General features: G+C 62.0%; 15 protein-coding genes, 1 tRNA gene and 3 pseudogenes. 9 read left to right on the forward strand and 10 right to left on the reverse strand.

Going from position 1 to position 16,576, the window contains the following annotated elements; translation table 11 throughout:
* Position 1: 1 nt before the first annotated feature.
* The 4 genes and pseudogenes from NI18_RS00075 to NI18_RS00090 all read right to left on the reverse strand — a co-directional run bounded on the left by NI18_RS00075 (position 2) and on the right by NI18_RS00090 (position 4,032).
* Positions 2-583 (reverse strand): DUF2059 domain-containing protein, encoded by a 582-nt coding sequence (locus NI18_RS00075; protein ID WP_037527151.1) that lies wholly within the window; start codon positions 581-583, stop codon positions 2-4.
* Positions 580-2,022, reverse strand: a complete 1,443-nt coding sequence (locus NI18_RS00080; RefSeq protein ID WP_037527153.1) for an NAD(P)-dependent oxidoreductase — start codon at positions 2,020-2,022, stop codon at positions 580-582. Before NI18_RS00080 ends, NI18_RS00075 begins: the two co-directional genes overlap by 4 nt.
* A 152-nt stretch (positions 2,023-2,174) precedes the next feature.
* Positions 2,175-2,983: pseudogene (locus NI18_RS00085) on the reverse strand (undecaprenyl-diphosphate phosphatase).
* 72 nt (positions 2,984-3,055) lie between these two features.
* Positions 3,056-4,032, reverse strand: a pseudogene (locus NI18_RS00090) (complex I NDUFA9 subunit family protein).
* A 102-nt stretch (positions 4,033-4,134) separates the two neighbouring features.
* Between NI18_RS00090 and NI18_RS00095 the strand changes: the two are divergent.
* Together NI18_RS00095 and NI18_RS00100 are read left to right on the forward strand one after the other, a co-directional pair.
* Positions 4,135-4,221, forward strand: a tRNA-Leu gene (locus NI18_RS00095).
* Positions 4,222-4,806: 585 nt separating this feature from the next.
* A pseudogene (locus NI18_RS00100) lies at positions 4,807-5,297 on the forward strand (MucR family transcriptional regulator).
* Positions 5,298-5,434: 137 nt separating this feature from the next.
* Here the strand turns inward: NI18_RS00100 and NI18_RS00105 are convergent.
* From NI18_RS00105 to NI18_RS00115, 3 genes are all read right to left on the reverse strand, one after another.
* A complete protein-coding gene (locus tag NI18_RS00105) occupies positions 5,435-6,337 on the reverse strand; it encodes a flagellar motor protein MotB (protein WP_031441540.1) in 903 nt (300 codons plus the stop codon).
* A 1-nt stretch (position 6,338) separates the two neighbouring features.
* Complete coding sequence (motA, locus tag NI18_RS00110; protein ID WP_031394196.1) at positions 6,339-7,202, reverse strand: flagellar motor stator protein MotA; 864 nt, start codon at positions 7,200-7,202, stop codon at positions 6,339-6,341.
* Positions 7,203-7,563: 361 nt separating this feature from the next.
* A complete protein-coding gene (locus NI18_RS00115; protein WP_306286112.1) occupies positions 7,564-8,385 on the reverse strand; it encodes an IS110 family transposase in 822 nt (273 codons plus the stop codon).
* 336 nt (positions 8,386-8,721) lie between these two features.
* Here NI18_RS00115 and NI18_RS00120 point away from each other — a divergent pair, with 336 nt between their 5' ends.
* Both NI18_RS00120 and NI18_RS00125 read left to right on the forward strand, forming a co-directional pair.
* Positions 8,722-9,555, forward strand: coding sequence for an acyltransferase family protein (locus tag NI18_RS00120; protein ID WP_037527158.1), 834 nt, complete (start codon positions 8,722-8,724; stop codon positions 9,553-9,555).
* Between the two features lie 78 nt (positions 9,556-9,633).
* Entirely contained in the window at positions 9,634-10,917 is a 1,284-nt protein-coding gene (locus tag NI18_RS00125) for a glycoside hydrolase family 130 protein (RefSeq protein ID WP_037527161.1), read from the forward strand.
* Positions 10,918-11,412: 495 nt separating this feature from the next.
* On the opposite strand, the gene NI18_RS25395 is transcribed toward NI18_RS00125, so the two are convergent.
* The gene (locus NI18_RS25395) at positions 11,413-11,592 is read right to left on the reverse strand and encodes a hypothetical protein (RefSeq protein ID WP_183937220.1); all 180 of its coding nucleotides are present in this window, start codon (positions 11,590-11,592) and stop codon (positions 11,413-11,415) included.
* 168 nt (positions 11,593-11,760) lie between these two features.
* Here NI18_RS25395 and NI18_RS00135 point away from each other — a divergent pair, with 168 nt between their 5' ends.
* Positions 11,761-12,696: an NAD(P)/FAD-dependent oxidoreductase gene (locus NI18_RS00135; RefSeq protein WP_037527163.1), complete on the forward strand. Its 936-nt coding sequence runs from the start codon at positions 11,761-11,763 to the stop codon at positions 12,694-12,696.
* An 80-nt stretch (positions 12,697-12,776) separates the two neighbouring features.
* On the opposite strand, the gene NI18_RS24005 is transcribed toward NI18_RS00135, so the two are convergent.
* A complete protein-coding gene (locus NI18_RS24005; RefSeq protein WP_157840457.1) occupies positions 12,777-13,112 on the reverse strand; it encodes a hypothetical protein in 336 nt (111 codons plus the stop codon).
* A 185-nt stretch (positions 13,113-13,297) separates the two neighbouring features.
* Positions 13,298-13,675 (reverse strand): DUF305 domain-containing protein, encoded by a 378-nt coding sequence (locus NI18_RS00145; protein WP_037527165.1) that lies wholly within the window; start codon positions 13,673-13,675, stop codon positions 13,298-13,300.
* A 192-nt stretch (positions 13,676-13,867) separates the two neighbouring features.
* Here NI18_RS00145 and NI18_RS00150 point away from each other — a divergent pair, with 192 nt between their 5' ends.
* The 4 genes from NI18_RS00150 (at position 13,868) to NI18_RS00165 (ending at position 16,307) form a co-directional block, all read left to right on the forward strand.
* Positions 13,868-14,089, forward strand: coding sequence for a hypothetical protein (locus NI18_RS00150; RefSeq protein ID WP_037527167.1), 222 nt, complete (start codon positions 13,868-13,870; stop codon positions 14,087-14,089).
* 201 nt (positions 14,090-14,290) lie between these two features.
* A complete protein-coding gene (locus NI18_RS00155; RefSeq protein ID WP_037527169.1) occupies positions 14,291-15,058 on the forward strand; it encodes a glutaredoxin in 768 nt (255 codons plus the stop codon).
* A 78-nt stretch (positions 15,059-15,136) separates the two neighbouring features.
* A complete protein-coding gene (locus NI18_RS00160) occupies positions 15,137-15,826 on the forward strand; it encodes a DUF2231 domain-containing protein (protein ID WP_306286113.1) in 690 nt (229 codons plus the stop codon).
* 10 nt (positions 15,827-15,836) lie between these two features.
* The gene (locus tag NI18_RS00165) at positions 15,837-16,307 is read left to right on the forward strand and encodes a nuclear transport factor 2 family protein (RefSeq protein WP_037527171.1); all 471 of its coding nucleotides are present in this window, start codon (positions 15,837-15,839) and stop codon (positions 16,305-16,307) included.
* The last annotated feature ends 269 nt before the right edge of the window (positions 16,308-16,576 follow it).

Below are 16,576 nucleotides of genomic sequence, written 5' to 3' on the forward strand. Positions count from 1 at the left end.
GTCACTTCTTCTTTTGCTCGGGCGTGGCAACCTGCTTGGCGAATTCGGCGACATCGGCCTGCATGTGGCGCATCGAGGATTCCATCATCGACCGCTGCCACGCGGCGACGTCAGGATCGGCCATGATCGTCAGCGACTGCTGCATGTACAGGCGTCCGCTCGGCGTCGCGAAGAACGCCTTGATGTCGCGACACTGGGCGACGTCGAAGCGGCGCGCATAGGCACGCGCCATCGCATCGAACATGCCCGGCATGCCGTCGCGCATCAACGTCAGCGTGCGAGTCTGCTGTTGGTTCATGAAGGCGGCAAACTGCGCCTGCATCTGCGGATTTTTAGCCATTGCGCTGCTGAACATCGGGCTCTGCGCCATGCCCTGCTGGAGATTGCCCAACATCGGCGCGATCATGCCCTCGATCATCCGCGCGCGCGATTCGGGAGGCATCAAGACGTCGATCAATTCGCGCGCTGCTGCAAGTCGGGCCGGATCAGGTGCCGCGGCGGCAACAGGCGCTGCCTGCGCATGCGCCGCCGACGGGACTGCCGCACCCGCCAGCAACACCGCCCCGAGAAACCCGAGCCTCATGCCGCGACCTTCGCGCTGGCCGCCTTCGCCTTGAGATACTTGTGCATCGTCGCGGCCACGTCGCGGCCGTCGCGGATCGCCCACACGACCAGGCTTGCGCCGCGGACGATGTCGCCCGCTGCGAACACGCCGTCGAGGCTGGTCATCAGCGTCTTGCCATCGACCAGCACGGTACCCCAGCGGCTTACCCCCAGTTCGGGCGTCGCGAACAAGGTCGGCAGGTCCTCGGCATCGAAGCCCAGCGCCTTGATGACCAGGTCGGCATCGACCGAATAGTCACCGGCAGGATCGGGTTCGGGCGTGCGGCGACCGCTCGCATCGGCTGCGCCCAGACGCATCTTGCGCACCCTGACGCTCGACACGCTCTCGCCGCCGTCGAAGCTCTGCGGGCCCGACAACCAGACGAATTCGACGCCCTCCTCCTCGGCATTGGCGACTTCGCGCTGCGACCCGGGCATGTTCGCGCGGTCGCGGCGATAGAGGCATTTCACCGACTTGGCGCCCTGGCGGATCGCGGTGCGGACACAGTCCATCGCGGTATCGCCGCCGCCGATCACGACGACGTCCTTGCCCTCGGCATTCAGGCTGCCGTCGTCGAACGCGGGGACCGCATCACCGAAACCCTTGCGGTTCGACGCGACGAGGAAGTCGAGCGCCGCCACCACGCCATTGGAACCGCCACCGGGCAGGTCCATCGCGCGCGCCTTGTACACGCCGGTCGCGATCAGGATCGCGTCGTGGCGCTGCCTCAGCTCGTCGAGGCTGGCGTCGTCACCGACCGCAAAGCCTTCGTGGAACACGATGCCCGCGGTCTTCAGTCGCTCGACCCGACGCATGACAATCGGCTTTTCGAGCTTGAACCCGGGAATGCCATAAGTGAGCAGGCCGCCCGCGCGGTCGTAACGATCATAGACGTGCACGTCATAGCCGTGGCCGCGCAGATATTCGGCGGCGCTCAGCCCGGCAGGCCCTGCCCCGATCACGCCGACCGACTGGCCGCGAGACTTGCCGGGGACCAGCGGCTCGACCCAGCCATTCTCCCAGGCGGTGTCGGTGATGAACTTCTCGACCGAGCCGATCGTGACCGCGCCGTGGCCCGTGAACTCGATGACGCAATTACCCTCGCACAGCCGGTCCTGCGGACAGATGCGACCGCAGATCTCGGGCATGGTCGAGGTCGCGTTGCTGAGCTCATACGCCTCGCGAAGCCGGCCCTCAGCGGTCAGGCGCAGCCAGTCGGGGATATGATTGTGGAGCGGACAATGGACCGAGCAATAGGGCACGCCGCATTGCGAACAGCGCCCCGCCTGCTCCTCGGCGGGTTCGACTGCATAGCGCGCGGCGATCTCGCGGAAATCGTCCGCGCGTTCCACCGCATTACGCTTGTCGGGATAGGATTGCTCCCGCCCGACGAATTTGAGCATCGAATCGTTCGCCATTTATGCCTCCGACAATCGCGTTATTGCGTCGTCGAAGGTTTGTCACGGCAAAAACGCCTATTATGTCAGCTAAACTGACCTATATATTACGCCAAATCTCGCAGGTCGGGGGATATATTCACAAATCTCACGGAATATATCCCGACTCGGACCTATTTCGATAGGAGCCATACCAGCGCGGCGGAGCCCGCGGCGATGCGATACCATGCAAACGGCACAAACCCGTGCTTGGTGACGATTCCGACGAACCATTTGACCACCAGCAACGCGACGACGAACGAAACGAGCGCGCCGATCGCGATCGACAGCAGGCCGACACCCTCGCCGCTGGTCAGCGCCGCATGGTTCTTCATCAGTTCGAGCCCGCTCGCCCCCAGCATCGTGGGGATGGCGAGGAAGAAGCTGAACTCGGCGGCGGTGCGCCGCTCGACGCCGAGTGCCAGCGCCCCGAGGATCGTTGCGCCCGAGCGGCTGACGCCAGGGATCATCGCGAGGCACTGGAGCAGGCCGATCCCGACGACGGTGCGCAGCGGGATGTCAGCGACACCGCTTATGTCGCTGCGCGGTGCGAACCGCTCGACCGCTAGAATGGCGAAGCCGCCAACGACCAGCGCGATCGCGACCACCTCGCATTGCCGAGCAGCGCCTCGATATAATGGTGCAGCGCCAGCCCGATCACCGCGGCAGGGATGAAGGCGACCACCAGATTGCGCAGAAACAGCCAGGATTTCGGCTCGCGGCGAATGAGGCCCATGCCCACCGCCCAGAAGGTCCGCCAGTACAGGACCACGATCGCAAGGATCGCGCCGAGCTGGATGATGACGTTGAACACCTCCCAGCGCCCCGCATCATAGCCGAGCAGCCGCGTCGCGAGGATGAGATGGCCTGTCGACGAGACCGGCAGGAATTCGGTGATCCCCTCGACGATGCCGAGAAGGATGACGGTAAGAAGTTCGGACACGCAAAAGCTCCCGCAGCGCGGTGAATCAGGACTGGTCGATCAGTGTCGATGGCGGCTGGACCCGCATCGGGATCAGACCACGTGGGTCGCCGAATGCGTGTCCACCTGGGTGTCGGCCCGAGTTGCGGCACGGCGACCGAACCGCCCAGCCTTGCGGAAACGGACGAGCCAGCCCGGCGCGACCGTCGACATCGGCGTCGCCTCGATCCCCATCGCCTTCAGCCCGTCGACCCCGGTGACGATATTGTCGCTCTGCAGCATCCGCCACTGATCCTGGGTGATCGGCGCGCCTGGAAGGAACCCGGCCTTGGCGATCAGTGCCCCGGCAAAATCGGGCAATTCGACGATCGACGGTTCGCGGCCGATCGCGGCGGCGATCCAGCGGATCAGGTTGCCCATGGTGATGACGTCCGGCCCGCCAATCTCCAGCGTCTTGCCGCCGAACGTCTCGGGAGCCGAGGCCGCGGCGACGATCGCGTCCGCGACGTTGCCGACGAACACGGGCTGGAACTTGGCTCCAGCGCGCAGCACGGGCACGACCGGCGCCTTGGCGATCATTCCGGCGAAGCGGTTCACGAACTGATCCTCCTGCCCGAAGATGATCGACGGCCGCAGGATCGTCGCGTTGGGGAAGGCCGCGCGGACCGCCGCCTCGCCCTCGCCCTTCGACTTGCCATAGGCCGAGTCCGATGCGGCGTCCGCACCGATCGCCGAGACATGGACCAGCGCGCCGACCCCCGCCTTGGCGGCTGCCTCCGCCACGGTCCGCGCGCCGAGCGCCTGGACGCCGTGGAAATCACCCGCCAGCACCCCGACCAGGTTCACGACGATGTCCGCACCCTGCACCGCCTGCGCGATCGTCGCGGGCTTGGTCACGTCGCGCCGACAAATTGCGTCTGCCCGAGCCCGCCAAGTGGCTTGAGAAAAAACGCCTGCCGCGGATCGCGCTGTGCGATCCGGACCCGCGCACCCGACGCCAGCAGCGCCTGCGCGACATAGCGGCCGACGAAACCTCCGCCCCCGATCAGCGTCACCAGTCTGTCGTTCATCGCCCGTCCGTCCAATTCTTTATGCCTGCCCGCCCTTTGCCCCAGCAAGAGGGTTGTTGACAAGCATCGCAACCCTCCACTAGAGGCGCCCTCCTACCCCGTGCCCGGATGGCGGAATTGGTAGACGCACCAGCTTCAGGTGCTGGCGATCGCAAGGTCGTGGAGGTTCGAGTCCTCTTCCGGGCACCATTCTCACCAGGTGGGTGAGACGACGGTCAGCGCCTAAGGCGATCCGTCGGGCGGCCGATCGGCAATGCCCCAAGCAATCAGATCTTAGCTCACACACTACCGACCACCTCGGCAACCGAAGCCCGGTCCGCCCCCGTCAGATCAGCGCTCCAGCGCTAGGCCTGCTGCCCGGGTTCGATGCACTGCGGCACACGCGTCCGGCTTCAGCCGGCCGACCTCAGCCACACGCCGCCCCAGACTTCGGAAGGACCGTCAAAGACAGTGACGGGTTCGGGTCGACCGTCCTTCCTCCGCAGTAGCATTCAGGTCCATGGTATCGGTCCCATATTCATTCCACGGATCAATCAGGCCTGATCTGCATCATAGTTAATGAAGATATCGGACATTATCCCCTATAGTAAGTGTCTGCCCAGACCACTTCCCGATCTTCCTCGAGACTGCATCCAAGCCGGGAAATTGCGTCTTGATACCGTGCGGCACGGCTTTTGGAAGAAAAATGCATAGCAAATGGCATAATAGGTTCAAATCGGATGTTGATTATAGGGTGCTATAGGCGTAGGCGTCGATCAAAGACTGGAGCATATCATGTCCGAAGACATTATTGAGCTGAACGCTGTTGAATTGGCGACCGAACTGACGATCGCGTGGCTGACAAACCCCAATACGCGCACGTCCGCCGAAGAGGTTCCGTCGTTCCTCGGCAAGATGCACGACACCGTGTCTGCATTGCTGGGCACGTCGACGGAGGAGCCCGTGGTCGAGCCCGTCGCCGAATACACCCCGCAGTCTCGGTCCGGAAATCGCTGGCATCGAAAGATCACATCATCTCGATGATCGACGGCAAGCCGTACAAGACACTGCGCCGTCACCTGGCGACGCACGGCATGACGCCGATCGAATATCGCGAACGCTACGGGCTGAAGCCGGACTATCCAATGGTCGCCGAGACCTATTCGGAAAGCCGCCGTGCCATGGCCAAGAAGATCGGTCTCGGTCGCAAGCCCGGCGCCCGCAAGACCGAAGCCCCGGCTGCCGCGCCGCAGCGCAAGCGCAAGGTCGAGGCTGTCGCCGAATAAGCGACGCGGGTCGACCGATCTGAGCGACTACAGGGGTCGGTGGTTCGCCACCGGCCCCTTTTCGCATTAGGCAGGGCGCACGCGCCGTTGCCGCCCCTCACCACCCCGGCGGACACCGGCCGGGTCGTCGCGCCGGGCTAGCTGCCGAAACGACCCCGACGGTAGAGCAAGGTGATCGCGACGCGCCGGTTGCGCGGATCGCTCGGGTTCTTGACGATCAGCGGCTCGCGGTCCGCGACACCCTCGATCCGTTCGAAGCGCGCCTCGGGCGTGCCGCCGGCGAGCAGCCGCCGTCGTGTCGCCTCGGCGCGCCCCGACGAGAGCATCCAGTTGTTCATCGCGCGCGGATCGCCATAGGGCACGCTGTCGGTGTGCCCGCGGATCATGATCGGGTTCGCCGACCCTGCAATGGATCCCGCGATCATCCCGATCAGATCGCCTGCCCTGGCGTCGAGCGCCGTCGTGCCCAGCGCGAACATCGAATAATCGGCATCGTCGATCAGGTCGATGCGCATCCCGTCCTGCGTCGGCACGAAGCGGATGTGGCTCGCCAGACGCGACAGGTTCTTCGACTGTTCGATCTGGCGGAGCACCTTGCGGCGCATCGCGTCGAAATTGCGGCGATCCTCCGCATTCAGCGCGTCGAGCCCCTTCTTGTTGCCCTTGGGCCCGGTGCCGGTGTCCGCGCCGCCCGCGCCCGCATTCGGAATGGCGATCTGCGGCAGGCTGGTCTGCCCCGCTTGCGGACCGATCTTGTTCTTCGACAGGATCGACTCGCCACCCAGCAGCGCCCCGCCGCCGATCCCCAGCGTGTGCGTGTCGATCAGCGTCGGCGCGAAATAGTCGGCAATGCCCTTGCGCTGTTTCTCGGTCGTCGCGCCGAGGATCCACAGCAGCAGGAAGAACGCCATCATCGCGGTCACGAAATCGGCATAGGCGACCTTCCAGGCACCGCCATGATGGCCGCCATGGCCCTCGATATAGACCTTCTTGACGATGATCTTGGGCGGCTGGTTCGCCCCGTGCGGCGCGCGTGCCATCCTACTTCCCGCGCAGCCCGTCAAAGACTTCGGCGAAGCCCGGCTGGTTGCGATGCGCGATCCCCGAGCGCGCCGCCTCGATCACCAGCGGCTGCGGATGGCCGTGGAGCGAGGCGATGATGATCTGCTTCACCACGCCGTAGATCGAGGCATCGGCGTCGAGCACCTGCTTCAGCCGGTTCGCCAGCGGCGCGACCATGCCATAGGCCAGCAGCACGCCCATGAACGTGCCGACCAGCGCCGACCCGATCATCGAGCCGAGCACCGACGGCGGCTTGTCGATCGATCCCATCGTCTTCACCACGCCGAGCACCGCCGCGACGATGCCGAGCGCAGGCAGCGCGTCGGCGAGGCTGGTCAGCGTGCCGTGCGCGCTTTCCTCCTCGTGATGATGCGTCTTGATCGACTGGTCCATCACCTCCTCGACCGCATGCACGTCGAGCGTACCGCTCGACACCACGACGAGGCGCAGCGTGTCGGCGATCAGGTTGATCAGCGCATGGTCCTTCAGCAGCTTGGGGTATTCGGCGAAGACCGCGGAGGAATTGGGGTCCTCGACATGCGGCTCGAGCGCGATCGGCCCGTCGACGCGCAGCATCTTCATCAGCTTGCTGACGAGGAAAATGACGTCGAGATAATCCTGCTTCTTATATTTCGGGCCCTTGAAGACCTTCATCAGCCCGCCGCCGAGGCCTTTGAGCTCCTTGCCCGAATTGCCGATGATCAGCGCGCCGGCGGCCGCACCGCCGATGATGAGCATCTCGTGCGGGATCGCCTCGAGCACGGGGCCGAGCGCCCCGCCGGTAAACGCGAAGCCGCCGAATACCATGACGAGCAGGACGACGATGCCGATAATCGGAAACATGGTGTTGGAAATTCCCCCAAAGCCCGGAATGCCGGCCCTGTCACCGGAGGATTAACCGGATTTCGTAGCCATCCGGTTACCGGACCCGCTCGATCCGTCGTCTAATCGCGGTGGGGTCAAGGAGATTTCATCGGGCGCATTTCCTACCTGTTAAAAACATCATCTGATGACTGCTTCTGCCGGTACATGGTCGTCTACGCGGTCGCCATTTGGCGCCGCAGGATGGGTTTTCGTAAAAGCGGATCTTCCAATGTTCTATGCGCATTCAGGCAGTGTCGCCTCTCGCAACGGACATAGCGGAATGATCCGGCCTACGCCCCGGCAGGGGCATCCTCAGGCTGGCATTTCGGTCAAGCTGTTGTCAGCTGACGGCAGCGCCAGCGGTCCGGTCGAAAAGCTCTCCTGTATGCAGCATACGGTGCATGATGACGGCAAGTTTGCGAGCGACCGCCACGGCTGCTCTCTTGAAGCCGAGACGTTCCCTCAATCCGACACCCCACTGTTTCAAAGTGCTTTCGCCCGTCGACGCGTCAGGATCACGACAGCGGCCTCGTAAAGCAGGCCGCGGAGGCGCGGATCTCCCCCGACGGGATATGTGGCCGCCGTAATCGACTTCGCCGGACTGGTAGCGCCTAGTCGTCAAACCAAGCCAAGCGCCTACCGCACGAGATGATTTGAAATTGCCAGGTTCTTCCACGGCTGCGACGAACGAAGACGCCGTGACCGGACCGATGCCAGGAATGGACATGAGTAGAGCGCATCGTTGATCCAACCGCGAGGCGGCACGAAGTTGCCCATCAAGTTTAGCAGCCTGCATACGCAACCCTCGCCAGGCATCGAGCATCGGCAAGACGATCCGTTCAAGCTGGGTATTATCCGCCAGTAATCGACGGACATGGCCCTCAAAAGCACCACCAGCACTTTTCGGCACGACTAGGCCAAAGGTCTTCATCAGTCCGCGAATCTGGTTCGACATCTGGACGATCACTTTGAGAATCTGATCTCGCGCCGCGACCAGCGTACGCATCAGCATGCTCTCGAACCCCTTTACCCGAACTTCCCGGTAGAAGCCGACTTCTGCAATATGCGCCAGACCATCCGCGTCGTTCGCGTCTGTCTTGTTCGCGGCCATATCCAGCGCAGTTCGCGTGCCGCGCATCAATGCAGATGGCAGGAACACCATCGGCCTTGAGCGCATGGTAGAACCACGTCGACAATTGACCGGTTTCGAATACGACCCGCTCGGCGTCCGGCGCGCGTGCGCGGATCAAATCAGCTAAAACCTTCGGATCTGACGCACATTTTCCACGCCAGATGCGTTTGCCGCCCCGTCGCACCGATACCGCTGTCTCTTTCAACGAAACGTCCAAACCGACATACGCGCTCATGGTCGTCCTCCGTCATAGGCAGGATCAGGGCTACTTCCCCAACCAGCGCTTCATCTTAGCGCCGAACTTTGATGGCACCGATATCGCCCGTCCAAGTCGTAAAAGGGTTCAGTACGATCCGCGATTACCCCATGTTCTATCTGCTGGCCTTGGCGCTGGGCATCGTTGAACTCGCTTATTACTATCGAAACGATCATCTCGCAGCGGAGATAATGCTCTCCGGCATATTCAACGTCGCGATGTTGCCTTCGCCACCGGTGGGTATCCCGTATCAACCGCTGTTTCCTGCGAACTTTGTAGCGTGGACTCTGTCATTCGAGCTGCTCGCCAACGCTGTTTACGGCTTTGGTTTCAGATTTCTGACTGTCGAACGACTGAGAAAGATCACCAGCATATCGGGCTTGGTCCTTTTGGCATTGGTACTCATTCGCGGCAATCTTAATGGAGGAGCATATTGGCCTGATGCTCATCTAGCCGCAATCAGGGTCACCTTTTCCTTCTTTGTCGGAGTTTTGATTCACCGCGCTCGGGAGGAGGGAAGATTAGCAGCGCTGACTTCCGTCAAGCTACCCCAGGCCATCATCATCGTGATCACGATCGGCGCCCTTGGTGCGCCCATACCACCTGCCTTGCGGGGGCTATTTGATGCGGCCTGCGTGCTGTTTCTATTTCCGCTGATTGTAGCCGCTTCGGCTGGGCGCAACCCGGTTCCAAGTCGAGGAATCAGCGCTTTTCTGGGGGAGATTTCCTATCCCATCTATGTCTTGCAAATCCCCGTCTTTACGCTTGGGGTGATGGGCCTGCCCAAACTTCTACCAGGTCTTCCACAGTTACCTGCGCCATGGTCAGGGTTTGTCCTGTTGTCTGCACTCTGCATCGCCTCGTGGTTTATGGCCGCGCGCGTCGACATCCCGGCGCGGCGCCGGATGAACGCTGCGGTGCTGCGGCATCTCCAGCCTGGGTAGAGGCTTCATGATGCATAGGGATGACCTTTGATTGGCCAAGCCTGCCTATTCACATGCCACAATTCGAGAAAGCCTGACATGATCCAGCGCGCGAAGCTCCGTTTTCCTCATGTCACGCTACGGCCCGATCCGTCGCGTACCTTGGTCAGGCCATTCGAGCCCGGCTATCCGCGTGGCTTTGACGCTGGCACGACACGCACTCAGGAGACGGTCGACTTAATCCTATCGCTAGACGAGGCGGAATTGACCCGTCAGCTGGAGGGCGTCACCGCGTCACTCGACCAGAACCACCGCGACGTCGACGCGATGCTGCGGCGGCGTTTTGACGAGGTCGCGGATCACTTCGAAGGTGCCGATCGCTGCGACGACGCGCGACGCCGACTGATCGGAGCCTATTTCAGCCAGGAATATGCCTATGAGAGCGCAGCGTTGTTCAATCCCGGCGCCGTCCTACATCCCGACCAAAGCGGCGTTGTCGATGGCGAGGTTCGGATCATCCTGTCGCTGCGCGGGATCGGCGAGGGCCACCTTTCCTCGGTAACGTTTCGCACGGGGCGATGGAAACCGGGCGGCGCGTTGATCGTGGATGATCCCAGTTCGGTGTCGATGCAGCCGATCATCGAGCGTGCCGATACCGACGACGCGGTCCGCCTCCGCTATGGCGGCAGCGAGACTTTGTCGGAAACCGTGCTGTTTCCGGTGTTGCCTAGCCAACGCCAGGGTATCGAGGATCTCAGGCTGGTCCGCTTTGACGAAGGTGACGGCACGGTCGCTTACCATGGGACATATACCGCGTTCAGCGGCGCAGAGGCGCGATCGGAGCTGCTGACCACGACCGACTTCAGCACCTTCGAGATGCGCGCGCTTACCGGCGATGCCTCGACGGGCAAAGGGATGGCGCTTTTTCCCCGTCGGGTCGACGGCTTGTTCACGATGCTGGGCCGCCAGGACAACAAGAATATCTGGCTGCTGAGATCTGACGACATCCTCCGCTGGGGCGGCGGCGCCAAGCTGATCGAGCCGCGCTATCCCTGGGAGTTTGTCCAGATGGGCAATTGCGGCTCACCGATCGAGGTAGACGAGGGATGGCTGTTGTTGACGCACGGGGTTGGCACGGTCCGCAACTACTGCATCGGCGCCTGCCTGCTCGACAAGGGCGACCCCTCAAAGCTTCTGGCGCGTACACCTCGCCCGGTTCTGGCTCCCAGCCCCAAGCAGCGCGATGGCTATGTCCCCAATGTCGTCTACAGTTGCGGCGCGCTCGTTGTCGGCCGCGATCTGCTGCTCCCCTATGCAGTCGCGGACAGCTTTACCGCGTTCGCGACCACGACGGTTGACGATCTGCTCGCAGTGATGGAGTGAGCAGGCGGCGCGCTTTGAGGGATTTCCGCGCCAGATGCGTATCTATTAATATTGGCGGCTCTGGCGCGTCTGGTCAGCCGGTGTGTCCGGCCGGCGCCTGGGGTCGGCAGCAGCGTTTGAGGCCGTGCATGCGCCTTGCAGCCTCGGCGACAGTCGTGATCCACGCTCAATCGATGGAGGCTCCACATGTCACCGCAGATTTTGAAACTTTCGGCAATTTCCGGTCTCGCAGCGGCACTTGGCGGTTGCGCGACGTATGGTCCTCCGAGTCGTAATATCGCCTATTTCGCGGTGCCGTGTAACACACCAGGAGCTTTCGTAGCGCAGCCCTTGTCAGCTCCGGACGCGCCTCCAGCCGCGCCGGTCCCAGCGGCCCAGACGCAAGGTGTACGATCTTGCCTGATTGCAGTGCCGGCCCAAAATCTCGCGTATAACGGTCGCTATCGGGGCGGCGGGGGCTCTTACGACCCCTACTATGGCTATCCGGGCTATGGGTCACCCTTTTACGGTTCGGTTGGGATCGGCTTCGGACTCCACGGCGGTGGTTATGGACACGGCGGCGGCTTTGGCCATCGCGGTGGATTCAGCCATGGCGGTGGCGGCGGTCACGGCGGCGGTGGTGGTCACGGCGGTCACGGGGGCCATTGAAGCGCCGATCTGTTCGGGCTTGTTCATGCGGGAAGCTCGGCCGCAGAACCACCATCCAACTTTGCTCAAATGACGACCAATGGGCGTATGCGGAACAGGAATGATCCTGCGTGACACCCGACGTGAGGGACGATCGCCGTGCACGCGTAAACGTGAATAGAGCGCGCGCTAGAGCCGGCTTGGGGGAATGGCTTTATGAGCACGGCAGCTGACGGGTCGACGTCGCAGAACAACGTGGATTGCATCATCATCGGAGGTGGCCCCGCCGGGCTGACGGCCGCGACCTATCTCGGGCGTTTTCTACGCAACTGTGTTGTGATCGACGCGGGGGCGGGCCGCGCAAGTTCGATCCCGCGGTCACACAATCTGCCAGGCTTCCCAGACGGGATTGGTGGTGCGGATCTGCTGTCGCGTATGAAACGGCAGGCGCAGGCGTACGGCGCAACAATCCAGCAGGGCAGGGTGGTTCGCCTGGCGATCGTCGAGGACGGGTTCTCGGTCGCGACGGACACGACAAGCTGGCAGGGCCGTACCGTGATCCTGACGACCGGCGTTCGAAATCACCGGCCCTCGATGCCTCAGGAGACGCACGACGACGCATTGGCGCGCGGCCTGATCCGCTACTGCCCAGTGTGCGATGCTTATGAGGCGAAGGGCACCAATATCGCTGTGCTCGGCTGTGACGATCATGGCGCTGCCGAGGCTGAGTTCCTACGCCCCTACGGCGCACGCGTGACGCTGCTGACGCAACGCTCGCCCGAACTCTCCTGGCCGGACGAGGCGCGGCTAGTTGGGCTCGGTGTCGAAATAATCAAAGAAGCGGTCGATCAAATATCGATCGATGGCGATCAACTCGCGGTTCGACTGGCAGATGGACGCCAGCTCTCGTTCGACACCCTGTATCCTGCGCTTGGCTCTTCACCGCACACGCAACTCGTCGCAGAGATCGGGGTGAAGCTTAGCGAAGGCGGTTGCGTTGTCACCGACGCGCATCAGCAGACCTCGGTTAGCGGTTTGTTCGCGGCGGGCGATGTTGTCGAAAGTCTCGATCAGATCAGTGTCGCAATGGGCCAAGCCGCGCAGGCAGCGACCGCGATCCACAACTTGCTGCGCGGTAGCGGGGACAGGTGACCCTATTGAGATATTTACTGTAAGGGCTAGTCGCGGCGCTCGCACCCCGATCCGGTCAAGTCTCGGGATGCGAACCCAGGTCAATGGCCGCGATAGTTGTCGTGGCCGCTTTGGTAATGCTGGTTATACCCACGATCATACCCATGCTGCTGCTGATAGCCATGCTGGCGAGGGTAGTAGCCATTATTATAATAGCCGTTGCCGGCATTGTAACCATGGCCACCGCCACGATTATACCGATGGCCACCATTGCCACGGTTGTACCCATGGTTGCCATACCCGCCCTGAGAATGACGATCTTGATTCTGCCAACCACCGTGGTTGCGATCCCGGGCGAGCGCCGCACTTGGTGCTAGAACAGCAGCTGTAGATGCAACCAGTGCGGCAGCCGCAAACATTTTGCCAAACATTTCCATTCTCCTCATCGTTCCATTACGTGAGGTCTTGGTAGATCGTCCTGGTTGAAGCAGTTCTGAATGCATCTGTCAGCGACCATTCACGAGAGTTTCAGTGTCGAGACTGTCATCTTGTCTCGCAGAGCCGCACGTGTGAAAGGTGGCGTTGTCGCTACCCCTCACCGGCCCGCTGGGACAGCTGAGTATCAGCGCATTTTCGCTTGCAGCTCGGTGAGCGCCCGCTGATTGTCATCGACCGTCTTCCGAGCCTCTGCCAACACCTCGGCGTTCTTTGTGTGACGCATGATAATCTGTGACATCTCGATCGCGCCGCGGTGGTGAGCGGCCATGCTCTTCATCCATGCCTTGGCGGGATCGGGGTCCATCATTCCCTGCATCATCGCCTGGTTCATGCGGTCCATCGCGGCCGAAAGCTCTTTTTGCGCTGGCCCCATGTTCTGCATGCCCTGCATGCCCTGCATCCCGGGCATCGCCATTCCGCCCATCTGCGAGTGCTGGGCAAGTGCCGGCGTGGCGGCGACGGTCACTGCGGCGATGCTCATCATACCGAGAAGACGGGTCATGCTGGTTCCTTTCTTTGTGGTTCGATCCTCAACGAGCAAGCGGCAGTCCGGTTCACCTGGAGCGGTTTAGGCCGCAATGGTTGCTTGCGATTGTCATGCTTCTGGCCCCCGAGGGCAAACGGCTCGTGGCGCGTATCATCTTGTAGGCACGACGGTTGCACCGCCGCTGCCCTAGGCACGATCGGAGACGTTATGACCAAGTTGAAAATCGCCGTGAGGCTCCTTCAGACCGCAGCTGCCATCGGTATCGCCACTGCCGGCATCAGCGTCGCATCGGCGCAGTCAAATGGCGGCTCGATGGCCGGTATGAAGATGGCGCCCGGATCGAAAATGGACATGAAGAGCAAGAAGGCCGCCCCGAAGAAGGCCGCTCATCACAAGGGTGGGCACAAGGCGGCAGCCAAGCACAAGTAAACGTCGATAGCTGCCAGCGGGTTGTCGGGAGCGTTCCTGGCAACCCTCTCGCATCCGTGACGCATGGGCAGGGGCCTTGAATGTGCTCTTGGCAACCGTGGAAAGGCGTTCCGCAGGAGCTTGCGCCCTGGACGGTTCAACTGATGACCTAGGGTAATTCGCTCGTGCTGTTGCAAGCGGAGAAAAGAAGCGGAGAAGCACATGGCTACCGGCCCCGCCAAGCAGGCAACCATCTACCGGATGGTGATGGCGGAACACACGTGCCCTTACGGTCTTAAAGCAAAGAATCTGCTGCGGCGCGAGGGCTACGCGGTCGAGGATCATTGGCTTACGACCCGCGAAGAAACCGATGCCTTCAAGGCGGAGTATGGGGTCAAAACGACCCCCCAGACATTTATCTCTGGCGAGCGAATAGGCGGCTATGACGATCTGCGCCGCTTTTTCGGCAAGACAGTCAGCGACCCCAAAGCCGTCTCCTACCGCCCCGTGATTGCGGTCTTTGCGATGACGGCGCTGATGTCTCTCGCCACGAGCTACGCCGTGTTCGGCACCCCTTTCACGATCCGCGCGGGCGAATGGTTCATTGCTTTTTCGATGTGCGTCCTAGCGCTGCTGAAGCTCCAGAACATCGAGAGCTTTTCCAGTATGTTCCTCGGGTACGATCTGCTCGCCAAACGCTGGGTGCCCTATTCGTACATCTACCCGTTCGCAGAAGGTGGCGCGGGCGTGCTGATGATCGCCGGTGCGCTGACCTGGCTGTCAGTGCCCGTCGCCTTGTTCATTGGCGCCATTGGCGCGGCCTCGGTGTTCAAAGCGGTCTATATCGACAAACGGGAGTTGAAATGCGCCTGCGTGGGCGGGGATAGCAACGTGCCCCTCGGCTTCATCTCGCTGACCGAGAACGTGATGATGGTGGCCATGGCGATGTGGATGGCGCTTGCTCCGGGCATGCTGAAGATGACGGGTTAGAGCCTCGTTCAGATCACTGCCGATGGGCAACAATCCAAAACACCACGAGCAATAAATCACTCAAGACGAGGTAATGCGATGACGCGATCGGCAAAGCGGTTTACGATAATAGTGCTGGGCTTTGTAGCACTGTCGACGGGCTCGCTCGCATTCGCGCATGAGGATCATGACGCGCTGGGCGCAGGTCCCGGGGCGGCCAATAGCGCGGCTCCTGCCAAGGCAGATGATCACATGGCCATGGGTTCGATGACGAGCCTCAACGCGAATATCGCCGGCGACGACATGGCGATGGGCGGCATGCACGACGAGGGCGCCAACAAGAACAAGAGCTTCGGCGAGCGCCTCGTGAGCTGGCTTGGCCGCGTCCATACGATGGTCATCCATTTCCCGATCGCGATGTTCATCGGCGCCTTCGCGGTCGAGCTGTTCGGGCTATGGCGCCAAAATCGCGACTACCAGCGCGCTGCGCACGTCATGCTCGTGGTCGGGGCGCTGGGGGCTATCGTGGCGGCGTTCCTCGGCTGGTTCGCTGGCGGCTTCTATCTATGGGACCGCAATCCGATCCTGATGACCCATCGCTGGCTTGGCACCTCGATCGCGGTATTCGGGATAGGCCTCGCCTACCTGGCTACAGCGCACCGCAGAGCGCCCGATCGATCTCGCACTGCATATTGGGGGCTGCTCGGTTTGATGACGCTGGCGATATCGGTACAGGGGTTCCTGGGGGGCACTTTCATGCATGGCGGCCTCAACCATCTGGCGTTCTAAGGGGAAAAAGATGATGCTTGGACTGAGGGTGGCTGTGGCCACGTCGCTGGTAGTGCCGATTGCGGTCGCTGCGCAGTCTCCGTCGCGCATGGCGGACACAAAGGCCGTGGAAGCGGTGCTGTCTGAGTACAAAGCGGCGATCGAAAAGCTCGACGCGACCGGGACAGAACGTCTCTTCGCGGCCGACTCCCAGATTTTTGAAACGGGCGGATCGGAGGGCACCTATGCGACCTATCTCGCCCATCATCTTGGGCCCGAGCTGGCGGCGTTCAGGTCGTTCAACTTCTCCGACTACAAGGTCAGCGTCCGCTTCGAAGGTCCGGTCGCGCTCGCGACCGAAAGCTATCGCTTCAGGATCGAGCCGAAGACCGGAGCTGTTGCTGAACGTCTTGGCGTCGCCACCAGCGTCTTGAGGCGCGTAGGGAGCAGCTGGAAGATCGTCAGCATGCACAATAGCGGTCGCAAGCCGAAAGGTGCCTGAGCGGTCAGCGTCGTTGATCCCGAAGCTTGCTGGGGATCAACGACGTGGTCTCTACCGCTTCTTTGCTGATTCCGGCGTAGTCGGCTCCGGAGTCGTGCTTGTTGCAGCATTCGTCGGGTGATCGTGTTCGGGGACACCCGCATAATGGTTCATCTGGTCCTCAGAAATGCTCGGCGTTTCATCTTTGGTGCCACACGCCGCTACAGCTAGAGGCAACAAGAGCATGGCCGAGATAACCCGTGTTCTTCTCATGTCACAATGTCCCCGCA

The sequence above is a fragment of the Sphingomonas sp. Ant20 genome, from assembly GCF_000783375.1.
Lineage (GTDB): Bacteria > Pseudomonadota > Alphaproteobacteria > Sphingomonadales > Sphingomonadaceae > Sphingomonas > Sphingomonas aerolata.

Bases quoted from the DNA above. Each gene is read 5' to 3' on its own strand.
- NI18_RS00075 (WP_037527151.1), bottom strand. From the start codon at position 583: ATGAGGCTCGGGTTTCTCGGGGCGGTGTTGCTGGCGGGTGCGGCAGTC.
- NI18_RS00080 (WP_037527153.1), bottom strand. From the start codon at position 2,022: ATGGCGAACGATTCGATGCTCAAATTCGTCGGGCGGGAGCAATCCTAT.
- NI18_RS00105 (WP_031441540.1), bottom strand. From the start codon at position 6,337: ATGGCACGCGCGCCGCACGGGGCGAACCAGCCGCCCAAGATCATCGTC.
- motA (WP_031394196.1), bottom strand. From the start codon at position 7,202: ATGTTTCCGATTATCGGCATCGTCGTCCTGCTCGTCATGGTATTCGGC.
- NI18_RS00115 (WP_306286112.1), bottom strand. From the start codon at position 8,385: ATGGTGTTCCTGCCATCTGCATTGATGCGCGGCACGCGAACTGCGCTG.
- NI18_RS00120 (WP_037527158.1), top strand. From the start codon at position 8,722: ATGTTCTATCTGCTGGCCTTGGCGCTGGGCATCGTTGAACTCGCTTAT.
- NI18_RS00125 (WP_037527161.1), top strand. From the start codon at position 9,634: ATGATCCAGCGCGCGAAGCTCCGTTTTCCTCATGTCACGCTACGGCCC.
- NI18_RS25395 (WP_183937220.1), bottom strand. From the start codon at position 11,592: ATGAACAAGCCCGAACAGATCGGCGCTTCAATGGCCCCCGTGACCGCC.
- NI18_RS00135 (WP_037527163.1), top strand. From the start codon at position 11,761: ATGAGCACGGCAGCTGACGGGTCGACGTCGCAGAACAACGTGGATTGC.
- NI18_RS24005 (WP_157840457.1), bottom strand. From the start codon at position 13,112: ATGGAAATGTTTGGCAAAATGTTTGCGGCTGCCGCACTGGTTGCATCT.
- NI18_RS00145 (WP_037527165.1), bottom strand. From the start codon at position 13,675: ATGACCCGTCTTCTCGGTATGATGAGCATCGCCGCAGTGACCGTCGCC.
- NI18_RS00150 (WP_037527167.1), top strand. From the start codon at position 13,868: ATGACCAAGTTGAAAATCGCCGTGAGGCTCCTTCAGACCGCAGCTGCC.
- NI18_RS00155 (WP_037527169.1), top strand. From the start codon at position 14,291: ATGGCTACCGGCCCCGCCAAGCAGGCAACCATCTACCGGATGGTGATG.
- NI18_RS00160 (WP_306286113.1), top strand. From the start codon at position 15,137: ATGACGCGATCGGCAAAGCGGTTTACGATAATAGTGCTGGGCTTTGTA.
- NI18_RS00165 (WP_037527171.1), top strand. From the start codon at position 15,837: ATGATGCTTGGACTGAGGGTGGCTGTGGCCACGTCGCTGGTAGTGCCG.